The sequence below is a fragment of the Aquibacillus kalidii genome, assembly GCF_014280935.1.
Taxonomy (GTDB): Bacteria; Bacillota; Bacilli; order Bacillales; family Amphibacillaceae; genus Aquibacillus_D; species Aquibacillus_D kalidii.
Window position 1 is genome coordinate 59,669 of the sequence record NZ_JACLZI010000034.1, and the last position, 22,697, is coordinate 82,365.

Annotated in this window: 24 protein-coding genes, 1 rRNA gene and 2 other annotated features; of the genes, 4 read left to right on the top strand and 21 right to left on the bottom strand. The window is 36.8% G+C overall.

Annotated elements, in window-relative coordinates:
* Positions 1 to 53 precede the first annotated feature (53 nt).
* The 5 genes from H7K77_RS07015 to H7K77_RS07035 all read right to left on the bottom strand — a co-directional run bounded on the left by H7K77_RS07015 (position 54) and on the right by H7K77_RS07035 (position 2,767).
* Positions 54 to 239: a VanZ family protein gene (locus tag H7K77_RS07015; protein WP_186577017.1), complete on the bottom strand. Its 186-nt coding sequence runs from the start codon at positions 237 to 239 to the stop codon at positions 54 to 56.
* An 86-nt stretch (positions 240 to 325) separates the two neighbouring features.
* Positions 326 to 868: a class I SAM-dependent methyltransferase gene (locus tag H7K77_RS07020; protein ID WP_186577018.1), complete on the bottom strand. Its 543-nt coding sequence runs from the start codon at positions 866 to 868 to the stop codon at positions 326 to 328.
* Positions 869 to 1,000: 132 nt separating this feature from the next.
* Entirely contained in the window at positions 1,001 to 1,405 is a 405-nt protein-coding gene (locus H7K77_RS07025) for a hypothetical protein (protein ID WP_186577019.1), read from the bottom strand.
* A 217-nt stretch (positions 1,406 to 1,622) separates the two neighbouring features.
* Positions 1,623 to 2,192 carry a DUF4256 domain-containing protein gene (locus H7K77_RS07030; RefSeq protein WP_186577020.1) on the bottom strand — a complete coding sequence of 190 codons (570 nt, stop codon included), beginning with the start codon at positions 2,190 to 2,192 and terminating at the stop codon, positions 1,623 to 1,625.
* Between the two features lie 104 nt (positions 2,193 to 2,296).
* Positions 2,297 to 2,767 (bottom strand): NUDIX hydrolase, encoded by a 471-nt coding sequence (locus tag H7K77_RS07035; RefSeq protein ID WP_186577021.1) that lies wholly within the window; start codon positions 2,765 to 2,767, stop codon positions 2,297 to 2,299.
* Positions 2,768 to 2,959: 192 nt separating this feature from the next.
* Here H7K77_RS07035 and H7K77_RS07040 point away from each other — a divergent pair, with 192 nt between their 5' ends.
* A complete protein-coding gene (locus tag H7K77_RS07040; protein WP_186577022.1) occupies positions 2,960 to 3,151 on the top strand; it encodes a hypothetical protein in 192 nt (63 codons plus the stop codon).
* 47 nt (positions 3,152 to 3,198) lie between these two features.
* Here the strand turns inward: H7K77_RS07040 and metG are convergent, their stop codons facing one another.
* From metG to H7K77_RS07070, 6 genes are all read right to left on the bottom strand, one after another.
* Complete coding sequence (gene metG / locus H7K77_RS07045) at positions 3,199 to 4,839, bottom strand: methionine--tRNA ligase (protein ID WP_186577023.1); 1,641 nt, start codon at positions 4,837 to 4,839, stop codon at positions 3,199 to 3,201.
* A gap of 57 nt (positions 4,840 to 4,896) precedes the next feature.
* Positions 4,897 to 5,160: a binding site (T-box leader), on the bottom strand.
* 67 nt (positions 5,161 to 5,227) lie between these two features.
* The gene (locus H7K77_RS07050; RefSeq protein WP_186577024.1) at positions 5,228 to 6,013 is read right to left on the bottom strand and encodes a CPBP family intramembrane glutamic endopeptidase; all 786 of its coding nucleotides are present in this window, start codon (positions 6,011 to 6,013) and stop codon (positions 5,228 to 5,230) included.
* A 25-nt stretch (positions 6,014 to 6,038) separates the two neighbouring features.
* Positions 6,039 to 6,566: a DinB family protein gene (locus tag H7K77_RS07055; RefSeq protein ID WP_186577025.1), complete on the bottom strand. Its 528-nt coding sequence runs from the start codon at positions 6,564 to 6,566 to the stop codon at positions 6,039 to 6,041.
* A gap of 123 nt (positions 6,567 to 6,689) precedes the next feature.
* Positions 6,690 to 7,262 (bottom strand): histidine phosphatase family protein, encoded by a 573-nt coding sequence (locus H7K77_RS07060; RefSeq protein ID WP_186577026.1) that lies wholly within the window; start codon positions 7,260 to 7,262, stop codon positions 6,690 to 6,692.
* Between the two features lie 11 nt (positions 7,263 to 7,273).
* The gene (locus tag H7K77_RS07065) at positions 7,274 to 7,834 is read right to left on the bottom strand and encodes a nucleotidyltransferase family protein (protein ID WP_235988859.1); all 561 of its coding nucleotides are present in this window, start codon (positions 7,832 to 7,834) and stop codon (positions 7,274 to 7,276) included.
* A gap of 68 nt (positions 7,835 to 7,902) precedes the next feature.
* On the bottom strand, positions 7,903 to 9,114 hold the full coding sequence (locus H7K77_RS07070; protein ID WP_186577028.1) for an MFS transporter: 1,212 nt from the start codon (positions 9,112 to 9,114) through the stop codon (positions 7,903 to 7,905).
* A 67-nt stretch (positions 9,115 to 9,181) separates the two neighbouring features.
* Positions 9,182 to 9,441: a binding site (T-box leader), on the bottom strand.
* Positions 9,442 to 9,564: 123 nt separating this feature from the next.
* On the opposite strand from H7K77_RS07070, the gene H7K77_RS07075 reads away from it, so the two are divergent.
* Both H7K77_RS07075 and H7K77_RS07080 read left to right on the top strand, forming a co-directional pair.
* Entirely contained in the window at positions 9,565 to 9,879 is a 315-nt protein-coding gene (locus tag H7K77_RS07075; RefSeq protein WP_186577029.1) for a hypothetical protein, read from the top strand.
* Positions 9,880 to 10,240: 361 nt separating this feature from the next.
* Positions 10,241 to 11,203, top strand: a complete 963-nt coding sequence (locus tag H7K77_RS07080) for a LacI family DNA-binding transcriptional regulator (protein ID WP_186577030.1) — start codon at positions 10,241 to 10,243, stop codon at positions 11,201 to 11,203.
* Positions 11,204 to 11,270: 67 nt separating this feature from the next.
* On the opposite strand, the gene H7K77_RS07085 is transcribed toward H7K77_RS07080, so the two are convergent.
* A complete protein-coding gene (locus H7K77_RS07085; protein WP_186577031.1) occupies positions 11,271 to 12,191 on the bottom strand; it encodes a CPBP family intramembrane glutamic endopeptidase in 921 nt (306 codons plus the stop codon).
* Between the two features lie 261 nt (positions 12,192 to 12,452).
* Between H7K77_RS07085 and H7K77_RS07090 the strand changes: the two genes are divergently transcribed.
* On the top strand, positions 12,453 to 13,106 hold the full coding sequence (locus H7K77_RS07090; protein WP_186577032.1) for an HAD family hydrolase: 654 nt from the start codon (positions 12,453 to 12,455) through the stop codon (positions 13,104 to 13,106).
* 180 nt (positions 13,107 to 13,286) lie between these two features.
* Here H7K77_RS07090 and H7K77_RS07095 read toward each other — a convergent pair whose 3' ends face one another.
* The 9 genes from H7K77_RS07095 to rrf form a co-directional block, all read right to left on the bottom strand.
* Positions 13,287 to 14,783, bottom strand: a complete 1,497-nt coding sequence (locus H7K77_RS07095; RefSeq protein WP_186577033.1) for a nitrate/nitrite transporter — start codon at positions 14,781 to 14,783, stop codon at positions 13,287 to 13,289.
* Positions 14,784 to 14,873: 90 nt separating this feature from the next.
* A complete protein-coding gene (gene narI / locus H7K77_RS07100) occupies positions 14,874 to 15,569 on the bottom strand; it encodes a respiratory nitrate reductase subunit gamma (protein WP_186577034.1) in 696 nt (231 codons plus the stop codon).
* A 19-nt stretch (positions 15,570 to 15,588) separates the two neighbouring features.
* Positions 15,589 to 16,182, bottom strand: coding sequence for a nitrate reductase molybdenum cofactor assembly chaperone (gene narJ / locus H7K77_RS07105; RefSeq protein ID WP_186577035.1), 594 nt, complete (start codon positions 16,180 to 16,182; stop codon positions 15,589 to 15,591).
* The gene (gene narH / locus H7K77_RS07110; protein ID WP_186577036.1) at positions 16,182 to 17,684 is read right to left on the bottom strand and encodes a nitrate reductase subunit beta; all 1,503 of its coding nucleotides are present in this window, start codon (positions 17,682 to 17,684) and stop codon (positions 16,182 to 16,184) included. The genes narJ and narH overlap by 1 nt, the downstream gene beginning before the upstream one ends.
* Entirely contained in the window at positions 17,674 to 21,354 is a 3,681-nt protein-coding gene (locus H7K77_RS07115) for a nitrate reductase subunit alpha (protein ID WP_186577037.1), read from the bottom strand. Before H7K77_RS07115 ends, narH begins: the two co-directional genes overlap by 11 nt.
* Entirely contained in the window at positions 21,344 to 21,631 is a 288-nt protein-coding gene (locus H7K77_RS07120) for a hypothetical protein (protein ID WP_186577038.1), read from the bottom strand. The genes H7K77_RS07115 and H7K77_RS07120 overlap by 11 nt, the downstream gene beginning before the upstream one ends.
* A gap of 16 nt (positions 21,632 to 21,647) precedes the next feature.
* Entirely contained in the window at positions 21,648 to 21,953 is a 306-nt protein-coding gene (locus tag H7K77_RS07125; RefSeq protein ID WP_186577039.1) for a hypothetical protein, read from the bottom strand.
* A 27-nt stretch (positions 21,954 to 21,980) separates the two neighbouring features.
* Positions 21,981 to 22,397: a hemerythrin domain-containing protein gene (locus tag H7K77_RS07130; RefSeq protein WP_186577040.1), complete on the bottom strand. Its 417-nt coding sequence runs from the start codon at positions 22,395 to 22,397 to the stop codon at positions 21,981 to 21,983.
* 213 nt (positions 22,398 to 22,610) lie between these two features.
* Positions 22,611 to 22,697, bottom strand: a 5S ribosomal RNA gene (gene rrf / locus H7K77_RS21885); the annotation flags it as partial.

The window sequence follows — 22,697 nt, forward strand, 5'->3', positions numbered from 1 at the left end:
AATTAACAACGGCAAGGTGTTAGGATATTTTGAACAATCGACCCTTGATTAACTTAACAGTCTGCTAACTTTTCATTCTTTCTTTGATTTTTGCGATTCAAAAATAACAAAGTAGCGTAAAAAGGTAAATACCCTAAAATTCCTCCCAAAGTAGTTAAGATCAAATCATCTACATCAAAACTACCTAACTTAAATACAAGCTGAATAATTTCAAAAGATAAGCTAACTGAATGTTGCATGCTACTGGGTATAATTCACAACCCACAAACGTTTTAATACAACATCTGTTTATCCTAACCCTGGTTCTAAATAAAACACAATTCTATTATTTCACCACATCAACAATCAATAAAGGAAACGCTAACCTATCTTTATTCCGGTGATCAAAGCGCAGCGACCGATATATAAATCCTTCCTTTTCATCCCAATCGTTGCAATGAAACTCTCCCACTTCATTACAATACTCAAGAAGATTAACTCGGAAGCCCGCTTGCTTAAACATCGATGTAATTGTTCGGTAATTATGTACAATTTTATGACTTGCAGCCGGATGATCTTCGGGTCCAGGACCGCCTACTTGCACAGTCCGCTGATACTCCTTATTTCGGAAAAATCCATCTGGCACCGCACAGCGAACATAGCCATCTTCACTAAGAAAATCAAAACAGTTACGAGCTGCTATTATACCTTCCTCATAACTAAGATGCTCCCACACATGCTCTGCCAAAATTGCTGCTAACGAATTAGACCCGAACTTCTTCTCCCAGTCTCTTTTCCTGAGCAAATTCAATTCTGTTTCCTGTGTACGAAGCCATCCTGGATTATTATGATACTCCCCAGCGCCAATTACTACTTTTAGATCAATCATCGGCAGTACCCCTCATTTTTACACACATAGATTCCTAGATATTTCGGGTCGACCCACATGCCGCCTCTCTCTCGCAACCTATTTCATTGAACTACACAGCAGATTGACTCTATTGTTGCTCTTGTTAATAAATCACGGTGCAAACCCATAAAAAATTAGCGTAAATATATAGAATGATAGAAATGCCAATCCAGCCAGGACAATTAACCAAAACAGAAACATTACCACTTTTACCCAAGTCCGTTCAAACAGCTTATTAGCCATTCCAAAGAGCTTATAAGTAATGATTAAAAAGGAAGGAATAATGTATAAGTATGAAAATGTACTAACCCATTTCATGAGACTACTGAAACCACCATCTAAAACAGGACCATCATATAAATGATACTTAATCGCAATAAACCTAATTCCATACATAAATATGATCGATAAAGAAGTAAAAAAGGCGAGAACTATAAATTTAACAACTTTCTTTTCTCCTTTTAATAGAAAATATATGAAAAATAAGTGGAGAATTAAAGCAATGATTTTGAACATGATTTCACCTCAGATGTATAGATTGTCTTGACCTTGCTTCTATTAAATTGGAAAAAGCACACAACAAGTCACCCTCAATTTTACCATAATATCCAGTAATATCCAGACAAAAAAGACGATTCCTACACTAGTGGATACCGCCTTGATTGAGTATCATGTTTTAAATAAATTACTTCATTTTTGAAAAAAGGTTAAGCTTTAATATCGTTTGCATTTTTTAAACCTTCAGCGAACCGCGAAAACCCCTAGCAGCATAATAAGAGTCCGCTCCATTATGATATAGAAACACGTGCCCGAAACGAAAATCACAAAAAAGTGCACCACCAAGTTTTCTAATATCAGTAGGTGTTTGCACCCAACTCGATGTTTTCCTATCGAAACTTTCAAGCTGCTGCAACGCCCGATATTGTTCTTCAGTCAACAGTTCAATCCCCATACTCGCTGCCATATCTATAGCATTATTTTCAGGTTTATGTTTTTTTCTAGACTCAAGTGCTTCACGATCAAAACAGACACTTCTGCGCCCCTTCGGACTTTCAGCTGAACAGTCAACAAACAGATACTCGTCCATATTTTCATCATAACTAATAACATCGGGTTCTCCACCGGTTCTTTCCATCTCATTGAGCGACCACATTTTTTCAGGATTTGTTTCCAACTTAGCTTGAATATTTGCCCATTCAAGACCCTTATGACGGTTCATCTTTTGCTCAAAACGTTCTTTAAGCGTGCTTAGTAATTGTTCAGCTTGTTCTAATGACAACTTCTTTATACTAGCTTTTGTCATGTTAGTCCTCCCTTGCCTTATTCTAATAATCAAATAAATCCTATTTTCTAAAGATTTATATTGAAAAAAATTGTTTCACTCCAATAGGATACCATGTAATACCATTAACTCTTCCCTAAAATAACATGTTCCACTGATTCAGATAAATGTTTTATTGAGACTCTTAAAAACTCTGGATAAAGTAAATAATTTTCAAGGTCTTGAATGGGTATCCATTGATAAATCAACCTATCTCCTTCTTCTCCATAAAATGGATTGTTGTTAAGTTGATAGTCATTGTTCATTAAAGAAACGTTATAGTAAAGTGCGATCTCATGAAAATCATTGCTATTGTACTTGAAAAAATTTTCCGTAATCCAAAGCAATCGGTTTATCTTTACTTCAAATCCCAGTTCCTCTTTGATTTCCCTTTTTATAGATGTTGGAGAATCTTCCATAACTTTCGCTCTACCACCAGGTAATGCCCAATGGTCATCTTTTACTTGTTTGTGAATGAGTACATGATTATTCACAATTAAAACTGCTGCAACCCGATAATTAAATACTGTTTTATCTAACTTAAATGTAGTATCCATAATCCTCCCCTATTCCCGTAGCTTAATTCACAGGATTCGATGCCATGATAATAACACATTTTTACAACACTAGTTATACTAAAAAGCAAAATATACCATTTAGAATTTAGGCACTTTCCTGTTTGAATCTGGTAGTTCTCGGTAGCATTATTTCTTCTTAGTTATGCATCCTATAACTAGGAGGTGATACTAATGGCTGATGAAAAAGATCATGGGGAACATTATGCACATTACGATGGTGAGAAAGAAAGCATTATTAATGACTCGATCGGGAAGGAAATTGGAATTCGTTCCGACGTTGGGGAGGAATCAAACAACCCGTTTCACGTAAAGGAACTAAAAAATAACCCAGACACGGACCGATTAAAACGATTGCTTGAATAGATGAATTTGCCTGGTCTAACCAACAGGAGCTTAGACCAGGCAAATTTTTATTCACTACTTTGATTTTTCAATTTAGATAACTCCTGTTCAACTAATTCCTCATCCAACCTTTCGAATAGTGGCTTAATATCAGAAAGTTGAACTGGTGAAACAGTGACCGGTTTCCAAGAGATGTTTTTAATTTGTAGATTGCTTAACACTTCAGCACTGGAAAATGGTAAAAATGGCTGTAATAATTGAGCAAGGTTAGCAATCAAGTAGATACAGTTAGTTATCACCACATCACACTGCTTCGGCTCCTCTTTAATCTTTTGCCAAGGCTGTTCGGTGTCAAAATATTTATTAGCATACCTTACTAATTCGAACACCTTCTCTAATGCCTGTTTAAACTTGGCCTCTTCAATTAACTCTCCAATAAAATTATATTGCTCATGAACCTTTCCTATAATTTCCCGTTCAACATTATCCTCACTAGTTTTCCCGTTATAGTATTTTTCTACAAACTTCAATGTTCGGTTAACAAAGTTCCCATAAGCGCCTAACAATTCACCATTATGACTATAGACGAATTCTCGCCATGAGAAATCTGCATCACGACTCTCAGGTGCATTCACGGTGAGGAAATAACGAATCGAATCTGGGTGATAGTTCTTAAGGAGGTCCGGTATCCAAACTGCCCAATTACGGCTCGTCGACAACTTCTTTCTCTCTATCGTGACATATTCATTAGATACAATACGAGTTGGAATACTCTCTCCTTTATTAATTCCTATCAAAATAGCAGGCCAAATTATCGAGTGAAACGGGATATTATCTTTCCCGTGTACGTAATACAATTTTGTTTCTTCACTCCAAAAAGGGGCGTCACTCTGCTTATTTTGTTCTGCCCATTCTTTAGATGCAGAATAATAACCAGATACAGCTTCAATCCATACGTAGATTTTCTTGTCTTGGTAACCTTGTATTGGAATAGGTACTCCGATCGGTAAGTCTCTCGAAACACCACGATCCTTTAACCCTTCTTTTAAATACCTTTCTGTTAATTGAATGGCATTATCGCGCCAACGTTTATTTTCTTTCGCCTCTTTAACATAATGTTCAAGCTCTTCCTGAAATGCACTTAACTGAAAATAAAAGTGTTCGGTCTGTTTAACTGTAGGTTCATCCCCACATAATTTACAAAGCTTATCTTTTAGATCTAGCGGATCTAATATAGCAGAACAATGATCACACTGGTCACCTCGTGCAGCTTTTTCACAATAAGGGCACTTACCTTCCACATATCGGTCAGGTAGAAATTGCTGGCACGTATTGCAAAAGACTTGTTCTACAGCTTTCTTATAAATCCTGTCATTCTGAAGTAATTCAAGAAAAATACCTTGCACGACTTTATGATGATATTCACTATCAGTACGTGTGTAATGATCATAGGTAAAACCTAATTGTTGAAAGCAGGATACAAATTCTTCATGATAGCGATCTGCAATTTCTTTAGGGGATACCCCTTCTTGCTTTGCCCGAATCGTAATGGGGGTTCCATTGCAATCACTCCCTGAAACGTAAAGCACCTTTTCTCCCTTAGCACGATAATACCTTGCCAGAATGTCCCCAGGTAATAAGCTAGAAAGATGGCCTAAATGTAGAGAACCATTTGCGTATGGCCAAGCTCCACCAATAAATACTGACATTGATAACTCCTCCTTTTAAAAATAAAAAAACCCTCGTCCTTCAGCAAAAAATGTTTGCCAAAGGACGAGGGTTTACTCGTGTTACCACCTTATATTTACTAATCATTCACATGACTAGCCTCATGAAGTACGGAACTTAAACGTTCTTATACTCTGACATTGGTAACGAGTGCCAACTCTCGTCATAGCCTAATTACAATAAAGTAATTCAGCTATGCAGCTCTTAAGACCATATTCAATCAACTCCTCTTAACTTCTTTTCACCAACCGAAGCTCTCTTTGAAAGATTTATTGACCTACTCTTCTCATCATTGCCTTTTTAACGATAAATTTTAATATATTTAAACATGAACTTAATTCCTTGTCAACTTCCTCTATGTTTCGCCTTTTACAGGATCAACCCACTATACACCATTCCGAGATTAATACAAATATGCCAAATAATAGCTGGATAAATACTATTAGTTCTTAGCACAATCGCAGCATAAAAGAAACCTCCAAGCGAAAACAATAAACAAACGTATAGTGGAAATCCTAACATCAAATGCTGTAATCCAAACCCTAAACTAGTTACGGAAACAGCAAATGGAATGTTGCATAATTTAATAAGACTTGATAACAATATTCCACGCCATAGCCACTCCTCTAAGACACCATTAATCAAAGCGAACAAAATACCAAAAAGGATAACTGACTTAAGGTAAGATGTATCCTGAATTAGGATAAAAGGTAAAAACACCACTATATTACTAGTAATAGCTATCAGTAAAAAGGTGGATGCTTTAATGCTATGAAACCCGCTCCACATATATGGGAAGTATATCCGTTGATCCCACTGTGGTCTATTATGAAAAAACGTTATAGGATGCTTATAAAGAAATAAGGTAAAGTACAAGGCTGAAATGATTAAGACAAGTAGAGCTCGATTGAGAAGAATTCTGACCTCCTGCCAACTAATTAGCTGACCAAGCCATTCATTTACCTGATAGAACAGGAAAAAACTTGTTAAAAAACCAAGCACAACTCCACATAATAATCGGTATCTCTTATCTAGAAAAAATAACATTGTTAAAATGATTTGGATAACTAAAATACTAATATAGTGATTATAGGATATTTCCACCATTCCGACTAACAGACAAATTGCAATCGCACATAAAAGAAATTTTCTCAATTATATCCAACTCCATAATCTTATTCTACTTAGAAAGATCTGTTCGTAATTGACGTTTTATAGCACGTATTTGTCCCCTGTGATTAATCTCGTCCTCTAAAACATGAAACCATAAGTAAAAATTGTTATAAGCAATTCCATTTGGCCATTCCCTTTTCTCCATCAACCACTCGTCATCCTTTTGTTTCAAATGCTGCAAGGTATCAGCTCTTACCTGTTGTAACTTTTCGATATAATGTGGAACAGATAGGCTATGAATCTGATTCCTTCCTTTATCACCTAGTTCAATTGCCGCTTCCCAAATGCTATATTCTTCTTTGTTAAAGTCTCTTTCCTTGAAAGAAATTAACTGATGAACCTTCTCAATGGCTGCAATATGTAAAAGTAAAGCTCCAATCGAATTATCATTTATGTAGTTAAGATGATCTAACTCTTGGACTTTTAAGTCGGATATCTCCTGGATGGTAACCTCACGTACATGCTCCAGCTGAAATACTAATTCTCCTATTTTTTCTGTAAAACCTTCTTTAGCTACTACTTCATACGTAACCATTCACTTACCCCCTTTTAAATACTCATTAAGGTTACCAACATTCTCTGTGAAAAAACAGGCTGAACATTTGTAGTAATTAGTGGTAAAATGAAGATGACATCAACAATGGAAATTAATAACTACTTATCCTTTAAACCATAACCTCTCCACGTTATGAAGGTTTTCACCTACAAAGGTTAACTTATATATATCGGGTTTGGCTGTATGCTTCCAAAAGTCATAATTATAATGTGAATCATAGTAACCCATGATAGCAGTCATGATATTGCCGTGTGTGCCAATCACAATATGTTGTCCCTTATATTTACGGAGAAGGTTTGTAATAATTGGGATGGCTCGTTCTTTGGCTTGGCTAATAGACTCCCCTCCTGGTAAGCAGAAATCTTTATCCTCAAATGATTGCCTAATAGCTTCTTCTAATTCAACCTCATCTAATTGGCCATCACCACCAACTAACCTTTCTTTCAACTCTTCTACTTCGACGATTTCTAAATGTCGTTCTTTTGCTATACCTTCAACTGTTAGAATAGCTCTTGCAAAAGGACTAGAAATGACCATATCCACTTTTTCCTTGCTCATTATTTCTGTTATCCTCTTTACATCGGTTTCCCCTTGTAAGGATAACCCTCTTGTTCTTTCTTGCCCAACAATGTATGGCGATTGTGCATGCCTTACCATATATAATACTGTCTCCATCGACATCCTCCTTAATAGGAATAAACTAGAAGCCTACTCCAAATAGATTGCCAGTTTTTCTCTTCCACTCTCTGTTGATAGAGAGGTAATAAGTTTTTATTTTCTTTAAAAAATTGGGTCGGTTTAACCTTTAAATTGACCAAATCTTTAATACCACATGGTGAAGCTAACACAATATTATCGTCCCCACTCATTTTCACTCCGATCGCAGTAGCCGTTTCAGGAAACTTGGAAATAGCATCAATCGATGATTTATACGGTTCGACACCATTTATGTGATGCATCCTAGCCTCATTTTTTACGGACCAAGGTACGTGCGGATCCCACTCGTATAGTTGCTTTTCTATTCTCTTTTCTGTTATTTCCGATAGGTTGTTTGGGTCAAAGTAAACAACATCTACATCTGGTAATATGGTTCGTTCTGAAAAGTCATGAATACTATCCCATACTTTCGCTCGAACAAAACCAGCGCAAATCCACCAATCAGGTAATGCCAGTTGTTTAGCAGCATGTAATATATTCGTCATCCATTTATCTTGTTCAATAATCGATATAATATCTTTCTCGCCCATGTCCCCCATCATCCTCCTATTCACCTTTATTTTCATAGTATCATAATAAATGAAAAGGTAGTGATAGCCTATTGCTTCTCTTCTGTAATAATTGTGAGAGAAGGACTTAACAGAAAAATGTTTAATATTACAGTCACAATTGACATAAAAATAGCTCCAACTATAACAATGGATTGAATTTCAAATACATGAGCAGTTATTCCAAAAAGTATGGTTATAAGAATGACTAAAGCGGATTCAACTAAATCATACATACTTCCAACCCTACCCATCATATCCACTGGAATTCTGTTTTGGTAGAAGGTATGAAATCCTGTTGTTGCAAAAGCTAGAGAAAAGGATAGAACGAAGAAACCAACTGCTGCTAACAGAAAGGTATTTGAAAAAGCATACAAGAGGTACCCAACAGAAACAATTAAAGAACCGAGTCCCATTAGTACTTGTAAAGATAATTTATTAGACAAAATAGTCGTTAGCATTGCACCAATGATAATACCAAAACCCGCGATACTGACGAGAAATCCATATTCACTATTAGATAAGGATAATACTTCTTTCGCAAAAGGAGCTTCCAAAGAATCTACTGCTGCCGTCATAACCAACATTCCACTAAATAAAAAATAAATAGACATAACATAAACATTTTGCATGCTAAACCTTTTTACAAGTTTCCAATCATTTTTAACTAAAGAGAATGACATTTTTTGTTGAGTAACATTGCTCTTTTCTAGATTAGGAAGCAGCAATGTTAGGAACCCGGAGAAAATGAACGATACGCCATTGAAAATAATCGCAAACTCAGGGGAACCAATGATAAATAAGAATCCAGCAATAGCAGGTCCAATCAAAAATCCACCTGATTCTATTAAACTACGTAAAGCGTTAAATCGTCTCCTTTTTCCAATTGGGATTAACTTGGTCACGTAAGTCATTGCAGTTGGATGAAAGATAGAACTTGCCATATTTACTAGAAGCACGAATGAATACATCATCCATAAAGATGGCATCAGAGGCAAACAAAGTACGATAATTCCTCTGACAACATCTAACCAAACCATTAGATTCCGCTTATTTAACCGATCAATAATACTTCCTGACCACCCATTTGTTATAAGTGTCGCGAGCGGCTTTAAAATATATAGCAAAGCTACATAAAGCGGTGAACCTGTCATATCCAGTACTATTAAATTTAGTGCGATTAAATAAATCCAATCTCCTACATTAGACACACCTATACTTGACAATAAAAGAACTGGATATTTCCACGATTTCGTTTTCATCGTAAACCTCCTTAATTGATAAACATTAAGTTAACAACAAAAAAATCCCACCCCCAAGATTATGCATCTTGGGGACGAGATTCTATAATCGCGGTGCCACCCCAGTTTGTTAATATGTCACCATATTAGCCTCATCAAGTACGACATGGCAAAACCATGCTTATACCCTAGCTCTATATCGGGAGCGCCCGTCACATTATCACTAAGTACACGTTCCAATGTGTTGCTCAGAGGCTTGTTTCAGCAAACAAATCCTAACCCCTTTTCACCACCCGGAGCTCTCTTTATAGGATTTTGTTTATTTACTCTTCTCATCATCGCATTTAATATTATGAAAAATACTACCATGTTAGGTAAGGGTTGTAAACTCCTTTTCACAAATTATTTGGACTAAAAAAGTAGTACAAACATACACTTAATACTAGATCATTTACAAAAGGAGTATCCCAAATGAAAACATTATTTTCGATGCTTATATTAGTTCTCCTATTTGCATTTGTTGGTTTTATAGAATCGCAGAATAATACGGAGGAAATGATTGGTGCTTATTCAAGTGCACTGGATGAATCCGAAACTGTTTCAACACATGAAAGGAAAGTACCGTCCTATACCGAACTTGATTTAATTCTTGAAGGGAAAGAAGAGGTAGACGGTCAAATTGTCGAAACTTATCAAGAATACGAGATCTACAAAGACGACCAGGGGAATATAGTAAAAAAAGTACCGACTGCTAATTACAGTTATATTAGTTATAATGCACAATAAATCAGGATAACTCATTTATTTAAACGATTGGAATTATATATTCCAATCGTTTTAAATTAGAATAAGAGATCTTCTTCTCTCTAGAATACATTCCCCTACTACTCTAGACTTTCCTGGAACACACCGTTAAAATGACCGCTATTAATTATGCGTGAGTACTATTTTTTATGATAAACTAAAGGAGTGTTCGTTATCGAACACTCCTAGAGATGGTATATCCTCTAATGTTACGCCGCACGTTGGCGTTACGCCAATTTGAGTATAACCATCTTCATAGAAGAAAAAGTCTTCTGTATATAAAATAGCATAATTGATGAAACCAGTTTCATATCAAGCAAATTTTTCTAAAAAAGGTGAACATATGGCCAACATAAAAGATATAGCCAAGCTAGCAGGGGTTTCCGTAACAACTGTTTCAAGGGTTCTAAACAATCACCCTTATGTAAGTGAAGAAAAGAAAGAAGCAGTACGCTACGCAATGGAGCAAAGTAATTACCGACCAAATATTAATGCTGTACATTTGAGTAAAGGGAAAACCAACCTAATAGGAGTGGTTATCCCGTTTATAAACCACCCCTATTTCGGACTATTAGTCGAAGGGATTGCAAACGAGGCTGTAAGTAACAATTACAAACTCGTATTATTTCAAACTAATTACGAGGAAGAAAGAGAACTAGAAGCTTTATTGATGTTAAAAAATAAACAAATTGATGGTCTAGTCATTGGTTCTAGGATTTGTCATTGGGAAGTTATAAAGGAATACATAGATTATGGTCCGATCGTCGTATGTGAAGATGCAAGAGAACAGCAGGTCGCTTCTACTTATATCAATCATTATGAGAGCTTCTCTATTGCTTTAGAGTATTTACACCGTAAAGCTCACAACGAAATTGGCTACTGCATAGGAAGAAAATCTGGTTCAAATAGTACACAAAGAGACCTTGCTTATCGGGACTTTTTAGCAAAAAACAATATAGATTACAATCCCTCTTTTGTGTTTTCTAATTGCTTTAAATTTGAAGATGGTGTACGTGTAGTTGACCTTCTAACTACAATGAAAAAAACACCATCCGCTTTACTAGTAACGAGTGATCAGGTAGCTGCAGGGATCCTGACTTGTTGTCGGGAAAGGAATATCCAAGTCCCACATCAATTAGCTATAATGGGCTTTGATAACCAACCGATTGCAAAAATAATGAACATTACCACACTAGAGATTCCAATTGTAGAAATCGGGAGAAGTCTTTTTAGACAAGCACTTGAAAGTGAAACCGTAACCCATAATGAAATAGCTGTGAAATTAATTGAGAGATTAACGGTTTAAGAATTATTTCCTTAAGGCTAGTAAAAGACATTTGGCTAAATCAAGCCAAATGTCTTTTATAAACTTTCTAACCTACTAACCTTTCAGTTGACTGATCAGCCTTATATCTTTTTCGAGTATAGAGATTGGTAGCCACAAAACCTAAAAGTACTAGAATGGTAGCAAGAACCCCACCTTCCAGTCCAAATGTTCCGCCAGTTAATAGTTGATTACCCTCTTGAATTTCCATATTATAAATTCCATGCGGAGTTGTTCCGCTAACTGCAAAACCAAATACATTCCCTTGAAAGTAGTTCCAAGTAACATGATATCCAATAGGTAACCATAAACTATTTGTTGCATCAAACATATAGGCAAATAAAATGCCGACTAGGAAAATATTCACTAAACCGATAACACTTACATTTGGGTTAGTTGCATGAGAAACGCTAAATACAAGAGCAGGAATTAAGTAAATCATCCATTTCGTATTGCCTCTGTCTAACATTGTCACCATCATATATCCTCTAAAGAGCATCTCTTCAAAAAGTCCAACAAGTAGAAACATAATAAGGAACGACAGCGTATAAGTAGAAAAATTAGGATTATTAAAAGAGTTTAGCAATTCTACATTGCCTGTAGATAGTAAAATACCAAAAATAACAGTGATAGAAACAGCACCTAAAAGTAACCCAAATCCTAAATCAGCCATTGATCCTCTAAAGCCAAGCTCTTTTAACGACTTTTTATTAACAAATCGCCAAATTAAATATGTACTAATGATAGCTCCTAATGTTCCCCCACCTTGAGCTAACAAATAAAGCCACGGATATTGATCTAAGGATGTCATAATTTCATCTGTGCTAAAGGAACTTAGATTGGACATTTCATTGAAGAAAAATATAATAGTCCCAGGGATTGAGAAAATAACTTGAGCAATCAGCATACCAATTAGCACCAAGGCAATTAACCAACCTGAACGGATTTGACCATTTTTATTTTTAAACATGCTTACACCTCCTTTTTTTTGTGAATTTGCTTCTTATTTACAGGGTTTACCAAATAACTCCTTTATAAATTGTAGGGTAAAATAGACGAAGACGCAATTCATTTTTGGAAGTATAACGGAAGCGTTACAAAGTAGAATATTTAACACTATTTATTGAACAGGATGAACAATCCTCTTACCGTGCTCATCATAGATCTCTAGGCTACTAGATATATGCTAAAATATCAATAAGTAGAAGCTTAGATGCTAAGGAGGAATTTCATGGGTAATTACAACGTCATTTTATTTGATCTAGATGGAACACTTTCAGATCCAAAGGTAGGAATAACTAAATCTGTTCAATATGCGTTACATAGAATGGGAATTGATGAACCAGATATTGATAAATTAGAATGTTTTATAGGACCACCATTGCAAACTTCTTTCACTGAATATTACAATTTTGATGAAGAAAGTACACAAAAAGCAATCGCATTCTATAGGGATAGGTTTAAAGAGAAGGGAATGTATGAGAATGAATTATATGCAACGATACCCTCACTATTAAAATCATTGCAAGAACAAGATTCCACTTTAGTTGTAGCAACCTCTAAACCGACTGTTTTCGCAGAACAAATCCTTCAGTTTTTTAATATTGACCATTATTTTGAATTAATTGTTGGAAGTAATCTTGATGGAACAAGAGCATCTAAAACAGAAATCATTCAATATATACGAAACCATTATAAAGAACAAAAAACTAATGACTTTATCATGATTGGCGATAGAAAACACGACATTATCGGGGCTAATAATACTGGTATTCATTCCATTGGGGTTACATATGGATATGGTTCATTGGAAGAATTACGAGAAGTCAAACCTAGCTATCTTGTTAGTAGTGTTAATCAGTTAAAAGATCTGTTAATAAATTGAAAATAATGCATAAATATCACCTTCTATAAAGATTCGGAAATAATATAAAACGCTCAGATTACTTTTTTCACTCTGAGCGTTTTCTCTATCTTATGTTAATAGACCCAAGTAGTATTCCTTAACTGATGACCTTGAACTTATACGTCACCAAACTCGTATAGATTGGGATTTCATTTTCTCTTAAGCTTCATTTGTAATATCACTAAATATCCCTACATAGTTAATTGTTTCTCCCTCTTCGCTTTTTATAGCACTAATCGTCAACCACTCTCTGTAAATATCTCCGTTCTTTCGTTTATTCCATATTTCTCCTTGCCAGTAACTAGTGTCTTCAATTTTCTCCCACATCGCATGATAGAAGTCTCGACCATGTTTTCCAGAGCTTAATATATTAGGCTTCTTCCCCATAACCTCTTCCTTCGTATATCCAGTTACCGATGTAAAAGCCTTATTGATGTTAGTGATATATTTGTTTGTGTCTGTCACCATTATACCTTGTCCCGTACTCTCTACAATTTGATTGGCAAGATATAACTTATCGGTATAGAACATCCAAAATACAATAATTAAACTCGCCAATGCAAATTGGGACAAGGCCATAAATCCAATCGCATAATGTCCCGTTATACCAAAGACGGTTGTAAGAATTAGAGGTGGAAAAAAGCCGCCCAATCCACCCATTGCTGCAACAATTCCGTTTACAATACCGGCCTGTTTAGAAAAGTACAAAGGTACCAGTTTAAAAATAGTACCATTTCCAATTCCCGAACATACAGCAACAGTTAAACAGCCAATCGTATATAGCGTAATGGTAGGGGAAAAGGATAACAATACACCCGAAAAGGTTAGGCCCGCAAAAACTAGCATTAACACTTTAAATGGATTAAATTTATCTCCTAGCCAGCCTCCTAATGGACGAAGAAGTGTACAAAGCGCAATAAATCCTGCTGTTCGTAATCCCGCATCCACCTCACTTAATTCAAACTCCGAAACTAAAAAATTCGGCAAATAAACAGTAAAAGCCACAAAAGATCCAAACGTCAAGAAATAGAAAATACTTAAGAACCATAGCTTATTATTTCGATACACACCCGTAATTTGCTCTTTTATAGGTGTATTAACCTTTGGTTCGTTTCTATCACCAAGAAAGAAATTTAATACTGCAAAAAGCAATAATGGAATAAGAAAAAACTGTACCGAAGTCTCCCAACCAAAACGCGCTGCAATAATTGGTGCTCCAAACGATGTAATAGCGGTCCCGATATTCCCAACGCCGTATACACCGTTGACAAACCCATGACGGGTCTTGGGATAATATTTTGGAATCGAGGTTACACCCGCAGAAAATATTGCCCCTCCGACACCTAGAAATAAGCCCGATAGGATTAAGTCAAAGAAGGAATCTGCTAAACTAAGGTAATATACAGGTGCCATTAGAAATAGCAAGGATATCGTGAATAACCATCTTGCTCCATACCGGTTTGTCCAATACCCGATTGGAACACGAAGAAGAGAACCTAATATAACAGGTACAGCAGTAACCCACGAAATTTGGCCTGCTGTTAACTGAATATCTTCCTTGATAAAGGACATTAATGATGACAGAATTACCCATACCATAAACCCTGCTACTAAACTTAACGTTTGTAAAGGTAATTGTGTTTTTTTTACATCCATGAAGATAGTTCCTTTCTTTTATAGATTGTCTTTAAACCGTGGCAATAGCGCTAGGAAACAACATTATTTTCCTAGCGCATTATCCATTAATCAGATCCCTTTTCGTTTAAAGGCAGATCTAGATCGATATTGCTGCGGTGCCCGAAATGGGTAAACTATTGGCACGCTATAAAAATGTACTAAACGGGTAAATGGAATCGATGCAAATAAACCAAATGCTGCAATAATGTGTAATTGAAACAAGAATGGCACACCCGTCATTAATTGATATTGTGGCTGAAAGGTAAATAAACTACGGAACCAAGGTCCAATGGTGGTCCGGTACTCGTATTCAACTACAGTCGTATTATAAATAAGCGTAATATAAACGCCAATTCCAGCAACGATCAGAAGGCTTATCACCGAATAAAAATCAGCAAATGTAGCATGAACGCGAACACGATCTATTGTCATTTTACGAATCAGTAAAATAACGGCACCAACCACAACCATCAAACCTGCAACTCCACCACCATAAATGGCAAAGGCATGATACATATGATCAGATATACCAAACATATGATAGAACTCAAGTGGGATTAACACTCCCATGACATGTCCAACAAAGGCAAACAACAAGCCATAATGAAATAAAGGGGAACCAATTCTTAACCACTTCTTTTCAAAAAATTCAGTAGAGGGTGCAACCCAACTTAATTGGTTATGAGTAAAGCGATAGATGCTCCCAATGATCATAATGGCTAAAGTCAAGTAAGGAACAATAACCCACCAAAATATTCCTTCCATTTCTTCACTCCTTTTATCATTATTTATACATGATTGGATATGGTAATTCCTCTAGATCAGCTTGCTCTCTGTTTGTTTCCATGTCTTGTAATTCTTGTTTCGTCGGTGCCTCAAAAACATATTCCATCATCACAGAAAAAATAAAACGATAAGGACTATCGTCAGTGAGGTGATTGAGAATTCGTTGTGTCACACAGGATAACCGCTTAAATAGCCGTTCAGAATCGGCTGTTTCACCAGATACAGCCAAAAATTCGTAGAGCATTGGAATATAATCAGCTAACTCGCCCTCTTCCCGTTCATACCCAGCTTGATTAATTATTTTTTGTAATTTGATTAAGGCAGCACCTCGTTTTGGACTGTCCCCAAATTCATGGGCAGATAAGTAAAGACCTAACTTTTCCTTTAAATCAAAAGTCTCGACATATGTCTCCTGTAATTCTGGAAGAGAGACACGGCAAACCGTATCCACTGCCTCTTCCAGCTTAACTCGCAAATCTTTTGGAACTTCAATCTCTGCCATTCCATCTAAAATGATTTCTCGATCCTCATTAGACGGATAACTTAATAACCTTGATGCCATCAATAGTAAATCTGATTGGTATTCCTTCATTAAGATCCCTTCCTTCTTTCAAATGGATAGGTTACCATCCCTTCAGGTGGAGCTAAATCATCAATACTACACGCACCTTGTTTATAATGAAGATCATCATCCATTTCCCGACGACCGGTTGGAATTACAAACCTTTCATCATATTTAGCTACCCCAAGTAAGCGGGCCATCTCTTCTATAGTCTCTACATCAATATCTGCTTCTGTTAAAAGCTTACTTTCTTGTAATTCATCAATACCACCGACACTCACAGAACGCATGTGAACTCTCATAGCTGTTAACTTAAGTAATACTTTTCGGATAACATCTGTATCCCCAGCAGTTAATAGAGATGCTAAATATTCAATAGGTATCCGCATTTGATCAACTGTTGGTATATAGCCATCTGTTTTCAATTCTTCTTCATTTGTGACATGATTCATAATCGGACTTAGTGGTGGTACGTACCACACCATAGGTAATGTTCGGTACTCCGGGTGTAATGGCAATGCTATTTTCCATTTCATAGCCATTTTGTAAACAGGCGATTCTTGAGCACTCTTAATCCACTCATTATTAATGCCTGCCTTTGCTGCTTCTTCGATAACTTCTGGATCAAATGGATCTAAGAAGCAATCCAGCTGTGCTTCATATAAATCTTGGGGATCCTCTACAGATGCGGCTGCTTTCACTTTATCCGCATCATATAAAACGACACCGATATACCGAATTCTACCAACACATGTTTCAGAACAAATGGTAGGTAAGCCTGCTTCTGTTCTTGGATAACAAAAATTACATTTCTCAGCCTTATGTGTATTCCAATTGTAGTAAACCTTGTTATAAGGACACCCATTCATGCAAAAGCGCCAACCTCTGCATTCCTCCTGGTCTACTAAAACAACACCGTCTTCATCTCGCTTATATAGAGCACCAGATGGACAGGAGGCAACACAGGATGGATTCAAGCAATGCTCACATATTCTTGGCAAATACATCATAAATGTTTTCTCATATTCCATTGCAATATGTTCTTGCAGCTTTTGCACGTTTGGATCCATTGGCACGATTTCACTACCACCTGCAAGGTCGTCATCCCAGTTGGAACCCCACTCAGGCTTATCAATATATTTACCTGTGATTTGAGATTTCGGTCTAGCTACCGGTAGATGCTCCGATTTTGGACTTTTTATTAAGTGTTCGTACTCGTATGTCCATGGTTCATAGTAATCATCTAACGTTTCCATGTTAGGGTTATAGAAAATATTTTTTAGTTTGGACATAGGTCCACCAGCTTTTAAGCGTAATTTTCCATTTTTATACTCCCAACCGCCTTTGTAACGATCCTGATCTTCCCATTGTTTTGGATATCCCGGTCCAGGTCTTGTTTCCACATTGTTGAACCACATATATTCTGTTCCAGGGCGATTGGTCCACGTTGATTTACAGGTTACAGAGCATGTATGACACCCGATACATTTATCTAAGTGCATTACCATGGCAACTTGTGCTTTAACTCTCAAGCCAATTTACCTCCTTCAATGGTCGAATAATTGCAATCGTATCTCGTTGACTTCCTGTCGGCCCATAATAATTAAAACCGTAACTCAATTGTGAATATCCACCAATCATATGGGTTGGTTTAGCAGTAATTCTCGTTACACTGTTGTGCGTACCTCCACGTTTCTTCGTTATATTTGTACCAGGTACACCCATTGTCCGATCTTGAGCATGGTGCATATACGCCATCCCTCTTGGAATACGATAAGTAAGAACAACACGTGCTGAAATGGCACCATTTCGGTTATAGACCTCAATCCAATCATTATCTTTTAGTCCAATAGATGCCCCATCTTTTTCATTCATCCATACAACCTGCCATCCCCTAAATAGTTGGACCATCGGAGTAGCTTCCGTAAACATCGTATGGATTCCCCATTTTTGGTGAGGCGTTAAATAACGAATCGTGATTGACTTTCCATTTGACTCCGCTTCTTTTTCCCCTTTAACATAGGGTCCTTTTGTAAGGGGAGGTAAATAGGTAGGTAAACCCTCACCAAAATCAAGCATCATTTCGTGATCCATATAGAAACTTTGTCTTCCTGTTAACGTTCTCCATGGTATACTATATTCCGTATTAACAGTGAATGGAGAATACCTCCGACCGTCCTTCTCTAGTCCACTCCATACAGGTGTAGATATCGTTTGACGTGGTTGGGCTGTAATATCTAGCAAAGTAAAGTCCTGCTCTTCATGGCCTTCTGCTATTTCTGATAAATCTTGCCCTGTTTTTTCTTCAAGGGATTGCCATCCCTCTACCGCACGACTTCCGTTTGTCGCCCCAGACATAAAAAGGATTGTTTCTATTGCCTTTTTATCAGTGTATAAATCAGGGTTACCTTTACCAATTCCCTCTCTTTTAGAAATACCTAAACGTTGCTTTAATCCGTTATAAACCTTTTCACCAGGTAACTTAATACCTTTCATTCCATATCCATTTTTCAAAGCGGGTCCAATCGTCGTCATCATTTGATATACATTAGCTAGGTCCCTTTTCACCACGGAGAAATTTGGCATTGTCTTCCCAGGAATTGCCTCTACTTCTCCTTTTCGCCAATCAAGTATTTTCCCATTTGGTTGTGCGATCTCATCTTTTGTATCATGAGCAAGAGGAGAGGTTACGATTTCTTCAATTTCTGGCAAGTGCTCTTTAGCAAGCTCTGAAAATACTTTACTAATTTCTCTAAATCCATCCCAGTCACTTTTTGCCTCCCATGGTGGAGATATCGCAGCATTGAATGGGTGAATAAATGGATGTAGATCTGTTGTACTTATATCAAATTTCTCGTACCAGGTTGCCGTTGGAAGAACGATATCCGAAAACAACCCTGAGCTAGTCATACGAAAATCTACACTTACAAATAAATCTGCCTTCCCCTCAGCAGCCTCATCTTTAACGTTAACCGTTTCAGGCTTCCAAGACATTTCTTGATCTGCTAACACCTGATCATCTCCACCAATTAGATGCTTCACAAAATATTCATGCCCTTTCCCACTATCTCCCAAAAGATTGGAACGCCAGTTAAAAAAGACTCTTGGAAAATTACGAGGATCATCAGGATTTTCCATTGACCAATCAAGTTCCTCATTTTTTACCTTTTCCACCACAGAATCAACGATTTCCTGATTCGTAGAGGCACCATTTTCCCTTGCTTCTGACACTAGGTCAATCGTGTTTTGAGAAAACGTTGGAAATGATGGAAGCCATCCTAATCGAGCAGCTAAAGCATTGACGTCAGCTGGGTGCATATTAGTATATTTCCCACCCCATTGTGTTTCTTTAGCAATTTCTTTTTCTTCGTAACGATATTGATCGGTTGCAAAGTAAAAGAAGGATGTTCCATTTTGCAAGCGTGGAGGTGCCCCCCAGTCCTTTGCGAAGGCTACTGTTTGCCACCCTTCCACTGGGCGAACTTTTTCTTGTCCAACATAATGAGCCCATCCACCACCGTTTACACCTTGGGAACCGGTTAGTAGAACTAGATTTAAAATAGATCGATAAATTTGGTCACTATGAAACCAATGATTTGTTCCTCCACCCATGGCAATCATAGATTTTCCTTTAGTTCTAGCAGCATTATCTGCAAATTCTCTAGCAACTTGTATAACATGTTGCTTGTTTACACCAGTAATACTTTCTTGCCATGCAGGTGTATAAGGCTTTTGGTCATGATAATCTTTTGGATAATCACCAGGTAATCCACGACTAACCCCTGTATGGGCCATCATTAAATCGTAGACTGTTGTAACAAGCAATTGGTTTCCGCTCTTGTCTTTTACATGTTTAACTGGAACCCCACGTGTTACCACATCACCTTTTTCCTGTGCAAAGTATGGGAATTCAACTTGAATGGTTTTGTCAGACATTGGTAGAAAACTCAATTCTGGATTAATAAAAGAACCATCTTCCTTTTCTAGTTTCAGGTTCCAATTACTATCTCCATCCCACCTATGCCCTTGGGTACCATTTGGCACTTCTATTCCATTTGTATTTGCATCCCAAACAACAGGTTTCCACTCTCCTAGTTTATGGTCATCATTTATATCTTCAGCATGTAAGAAACGACCTGATCGATAATTTCCATTTTTCTGATCAATTGTTATCAAAAACGGTAGATCTGTAAATTTCTTTGTATATTCCATGAAATATGGTGTCGGATTATCTACGTAGAATTCTTTCAAAATAACGTGTGTCATTGCCATTGCTAAGGCCCCGTCTGTCCCAGCTCGGGCTGGTAACCAAATATCAGCAAATTTCTCATATTCGGCATAATCAGGGCTAACCCCAACAACTTTTGTCCCATTGTATCTTGCTTCTACCATGAAGTGTGCATCAGGTGTTCTAGTTTGTGGGAGGTTTGTACCCCATATAATAAAGTACTTTGTGTTATACCAGTCTGCACTTTCAGGTACATCTGTTTGCTCTCCCCAAACTTGTGGAGACGCTGGTGGTAAATCTGCATACCAGTCATAAAAACTTAAAATATTAGCTCCAATTAAAGATAAAAATCTTGTTCCTGCAGAATAACTTACCATTGACATGGCCGGTATCGGACTGAAACCAGTCACACGATCTGGTCCATATTTTTTAATAGTATGTAAGGTTGCGCTTGCAATCATTTCACAAGCTTCTTGCCAGTTCGCACGCACAAAACCACCCTTACCACGTGCTTTAACGTACTTTTCTCTCTTTGAAGAGTCACTAGTAATATTACTCCATGCCGTCACAGGATCATGACCTTGATCGCGTTCATTTTTCCAAAGTTGAAACAAATCCTTACGCACATAGGGGTATTTGACTCGAACAGGGCTATAGGTATACCAGGAGAAGCTTGCTCCCCTTGGGCAACCTCTAGGTTCATATTCTGGAAAATCAGCACCATTAGTTGGATAATCTGTTTGTTGTGTCTCTGATGTAATAATTCCGTCCTTAACATAGATTTTCCAACTACATGAACCAGTACAATTCACACCATGCGTTGAACGGACTACTTTATCATGCTGCCAACGTTGTCGGTACATTTTTTCCCATTCTCGTTGCCTTGGACTTTCCTCGGTCCAACCTTCGTTAATTAGATTTCCTGGTTTCAAATACTTAAGATGTTTAAAAAATTTACCCCCTTTATTCGGCATATTTATCACCGATTATCTGGATTGTTTCAATTGGATTGAAGCGTTCCCCAACGATTTTAAAGTTACCGTCACCTTCCAATAGTTCTTCCGTAAAAATTGCTAAATTAGGTGCATTTGCTGCTACTAAAATTAACCTCTCAATAGTTTCAAAGCTATTTAATTGATAAATAGTTTCTAACAATTCAGGTGAGACTTCCGAACCAAATCTCATCTTTAATAATTCAATTAAATCTTCACGGTCTTGTCCAATTGCTGATTCTTCTTCAAATATAAACAATTTTATCCCTCTCTTTCTACGGCTTTACCATTCTGAAATAATCTGCTATTAATGTCTCTTTACAAGTTTCTCCGATTTTTCGACAAAAATTTATAAAATCTGGATTTTTTTCTAACTTTTTCTCTTCGAAAGACTCTTTCATAGTGTGTGTAAAATTTTCTCCAAACTGGATTTCTATATCAATAGTTGACGAAGCTTGATAGCATAGTGCTCTGATATCGTATGCATGGATATGATGACTTTCTAGTTCGTCTATTAAAATTTTATAGGCATTTGGTATAGTTAAGCGTAATAATTTTCTGGTTGGTTCTGTTCCGTTCAAAAATATTTCCTCCTTTTTCTTATTTATTTAGTGTTCAGGAAGGATACTTTCCTCCGTCTTATTATGTTGTTCATCTACAAGAATTAAGGCATGTAAATGGTGAACTACTTTTTCGTCCATATCACCTTTATTCATTAATCCTTTAATTTCTGTTACTAGATTACGCATTAGATTATGATCCCTCGTTAAGGCAATGATATCCTCCTTTAGTTTAGGAGACTTTTCAGCCATTTCTTTATATAAACCTTTTTCTTCTGCATCAGCGTGAGCTAATGTTCTAGTTTCCCAATGCTCAATTGCAATAGTTGTTGCCTCTAATGCCCTTTCTGTATCATTTTCTTTTAATAAATTCTCGATCACATTGGTTAATTCTCTAGCTTCTTCAAGTGCAGCTTCGTGTATGGAGGAATGACTTTCTACTTTTCTTAATGCTGGTCCTGACATATAATCACTTCCTTTTTGTTACAGTTATCACCAGGTGAGGAAGAATATATACTTAGATAATAATTAAAATTCCTATTATTTCGAGTTTTCATGACAAAGCAAGATATAGAATTCTTTAATTCATTATGAATTATTATCAGGCTTTAGATCGTTATCTATAAAAAAGACAAAAAATACCCAAGAAGCATTTTTTGCTTCTTGGGTATTTTTGTTGCCTAGCGGCGTCCTACTCTCGCAGGGGCAAAGCCCCAACTACCATGGGCGCTGAAGAGCTTAACTACTGTGTTCGGCATGGGAACA

What these genes read in the sequence shown, in the direction of transcription:
- H7K77_RS07030 (WP_186577020.1), bottom strand. Translation starts at nt 2,192, where the DNA reads ATGACAAAAGCTAGTATAAAGAAGTTGTCATTAGAACAAGCTGAACAA.
- H7K77_RS07070 (WP_186577028.1), bottom strand. Translation starts at nt 9,114, where the DNA reads ATGAAAACGAAATCGTGGAAATATCCAGTTCTTTTATTGTCAAGTATA.
- H7K77_RS07075 (WP_186577029.1), top strand. Translation starts at nt 9,565, where the DNA reads ATGAAAACATTATTTTCGATGCTTATATTAGTTCTCCTATTTGCATTT.
- H7K77_RS07115 (WP_186577037.1), bottom strand. Translation starts at nt 21,354, where the DNA reads ATGCCGAATAAAGGGGGTAAATTTTTTAAACATCTTAAGTATTTGAAA.
- narI (WP_186577034.1), bottom strand. Translation starts at nt 15,569, where the DNA reads ATGGAAGGAATATTTTGGTGGGTTATTGTTCCTTACTTGACTTTAGCC.
- H7K77_RS07080 (WP_186577030.1), top strand. Translation starts at nt 10,241, where the DNA reads ATGGCCAACATAAAAGATATAGCCAAGCTAGCAGGGGTTTCCGTAACA.
- metG (WP_186577023.1), bottom strand. Translation starts at nt 4,839, where the DNA reads ATGTCAGTATTTATTGGTGGAGCTTGGCCATACGCAAATGGTTCTCTA.
- H7K77_RS07095 (WP_186577033.1), bottom strand. Translation starts at nt 14,783, where the DNA reads ATGGATGTAAAAAAAACACAATTACCTTTACAAACGTTAAGTTTAGTA.
- H7K77_RS07090 (WP_186577032.1), top strand. Translation starts at nt 12,453, where the DNA reads ATGGGTAATTACAACGTCATTTTATTTGATCTAGATGGAACACTTTCA.
- H7K77_RS07015 (WP_186577017.1), bottom strand. Translation starts at nt 239, where the DNA reads ATGCAACATTCAGTTAGCTTATCTTTTGAAATTATTCAGCTTGTATTT.
- H7K77_RS07035 (WP_186577021.1), bottom strand. Translation starts at nt 2,767, where the DNA reads ATGGATACTACATTTAAGTTAGATAAAACAGTATTTAATTATCGGGTT.
- H7K77_RS07025 (WP_186577019.1), bottom strand. Translation starts at nt 1,405, where the DNA reads ATGTTCAAAATCATTGCTTTAATTCTCCACTTATTTTTCATATATTTT.
- narJ (WP_186577035.1), bottom strand. Translation starts at nt 16,182, where the DNA reads ATGAAGGAATACCAATCAGATTTACTATTGATGGCATCAAGGTTATTA.
- H7K77_RS07055 (WP_186577025.1), bottom strand. Translation starts at nt 6,566, where the DNA reads ATGGTTACGTATGAAGTAGTAGCTAAAGAAGGTTTTACAGAAAAAATA.
- H7K77_RS07060 (WP_186577026.1), bottom strand. Translation starts at nt 7,262, where the DNA reads ATGGAGACAGTATTATATATGGTAAGGCATGCACAATCGCCATACATT.
- H7K77_RS07020 (WP_186577018.1), bottom strand. Translation starts at nt 868, where the DNA reads ATGATTGATCTAAAAGTAGTAATTGGCGCTGGGGAGTATCATAATAAT.
- H7K77_RS07130 (WP_186577040.1), bottom strand. Translation starts at nt 22,397, where the DNA reads ATGTCAGGACCAGCATTAAGAAAAGTAGAAAGTCATTCCTCCATACAC.
- H7K77_RS07085 (WP_186577031.1), bottom strand. Translation starts at nt 12,191, where the DNA reads ATGTTTAAAAATAAAAATGGTCAAATCCGTTCAGGTTGGTTAATTGCC.
- H7K77_RS07040 (WP_186577022.1), top strand. Translation starts at nt 2,960, where the DNA reads ATGGCTGATGAAAAAGATCATGGGGAACATTATGCACATTACGATGGT.
- H7K77_RS07065 (WP_235988859.1), bottom strand. Translation starts at nt 7,834, where the DNA reads ATGGGCGAGAAAGATATTATATCGATTATTGAACAAGATAAATGGATG.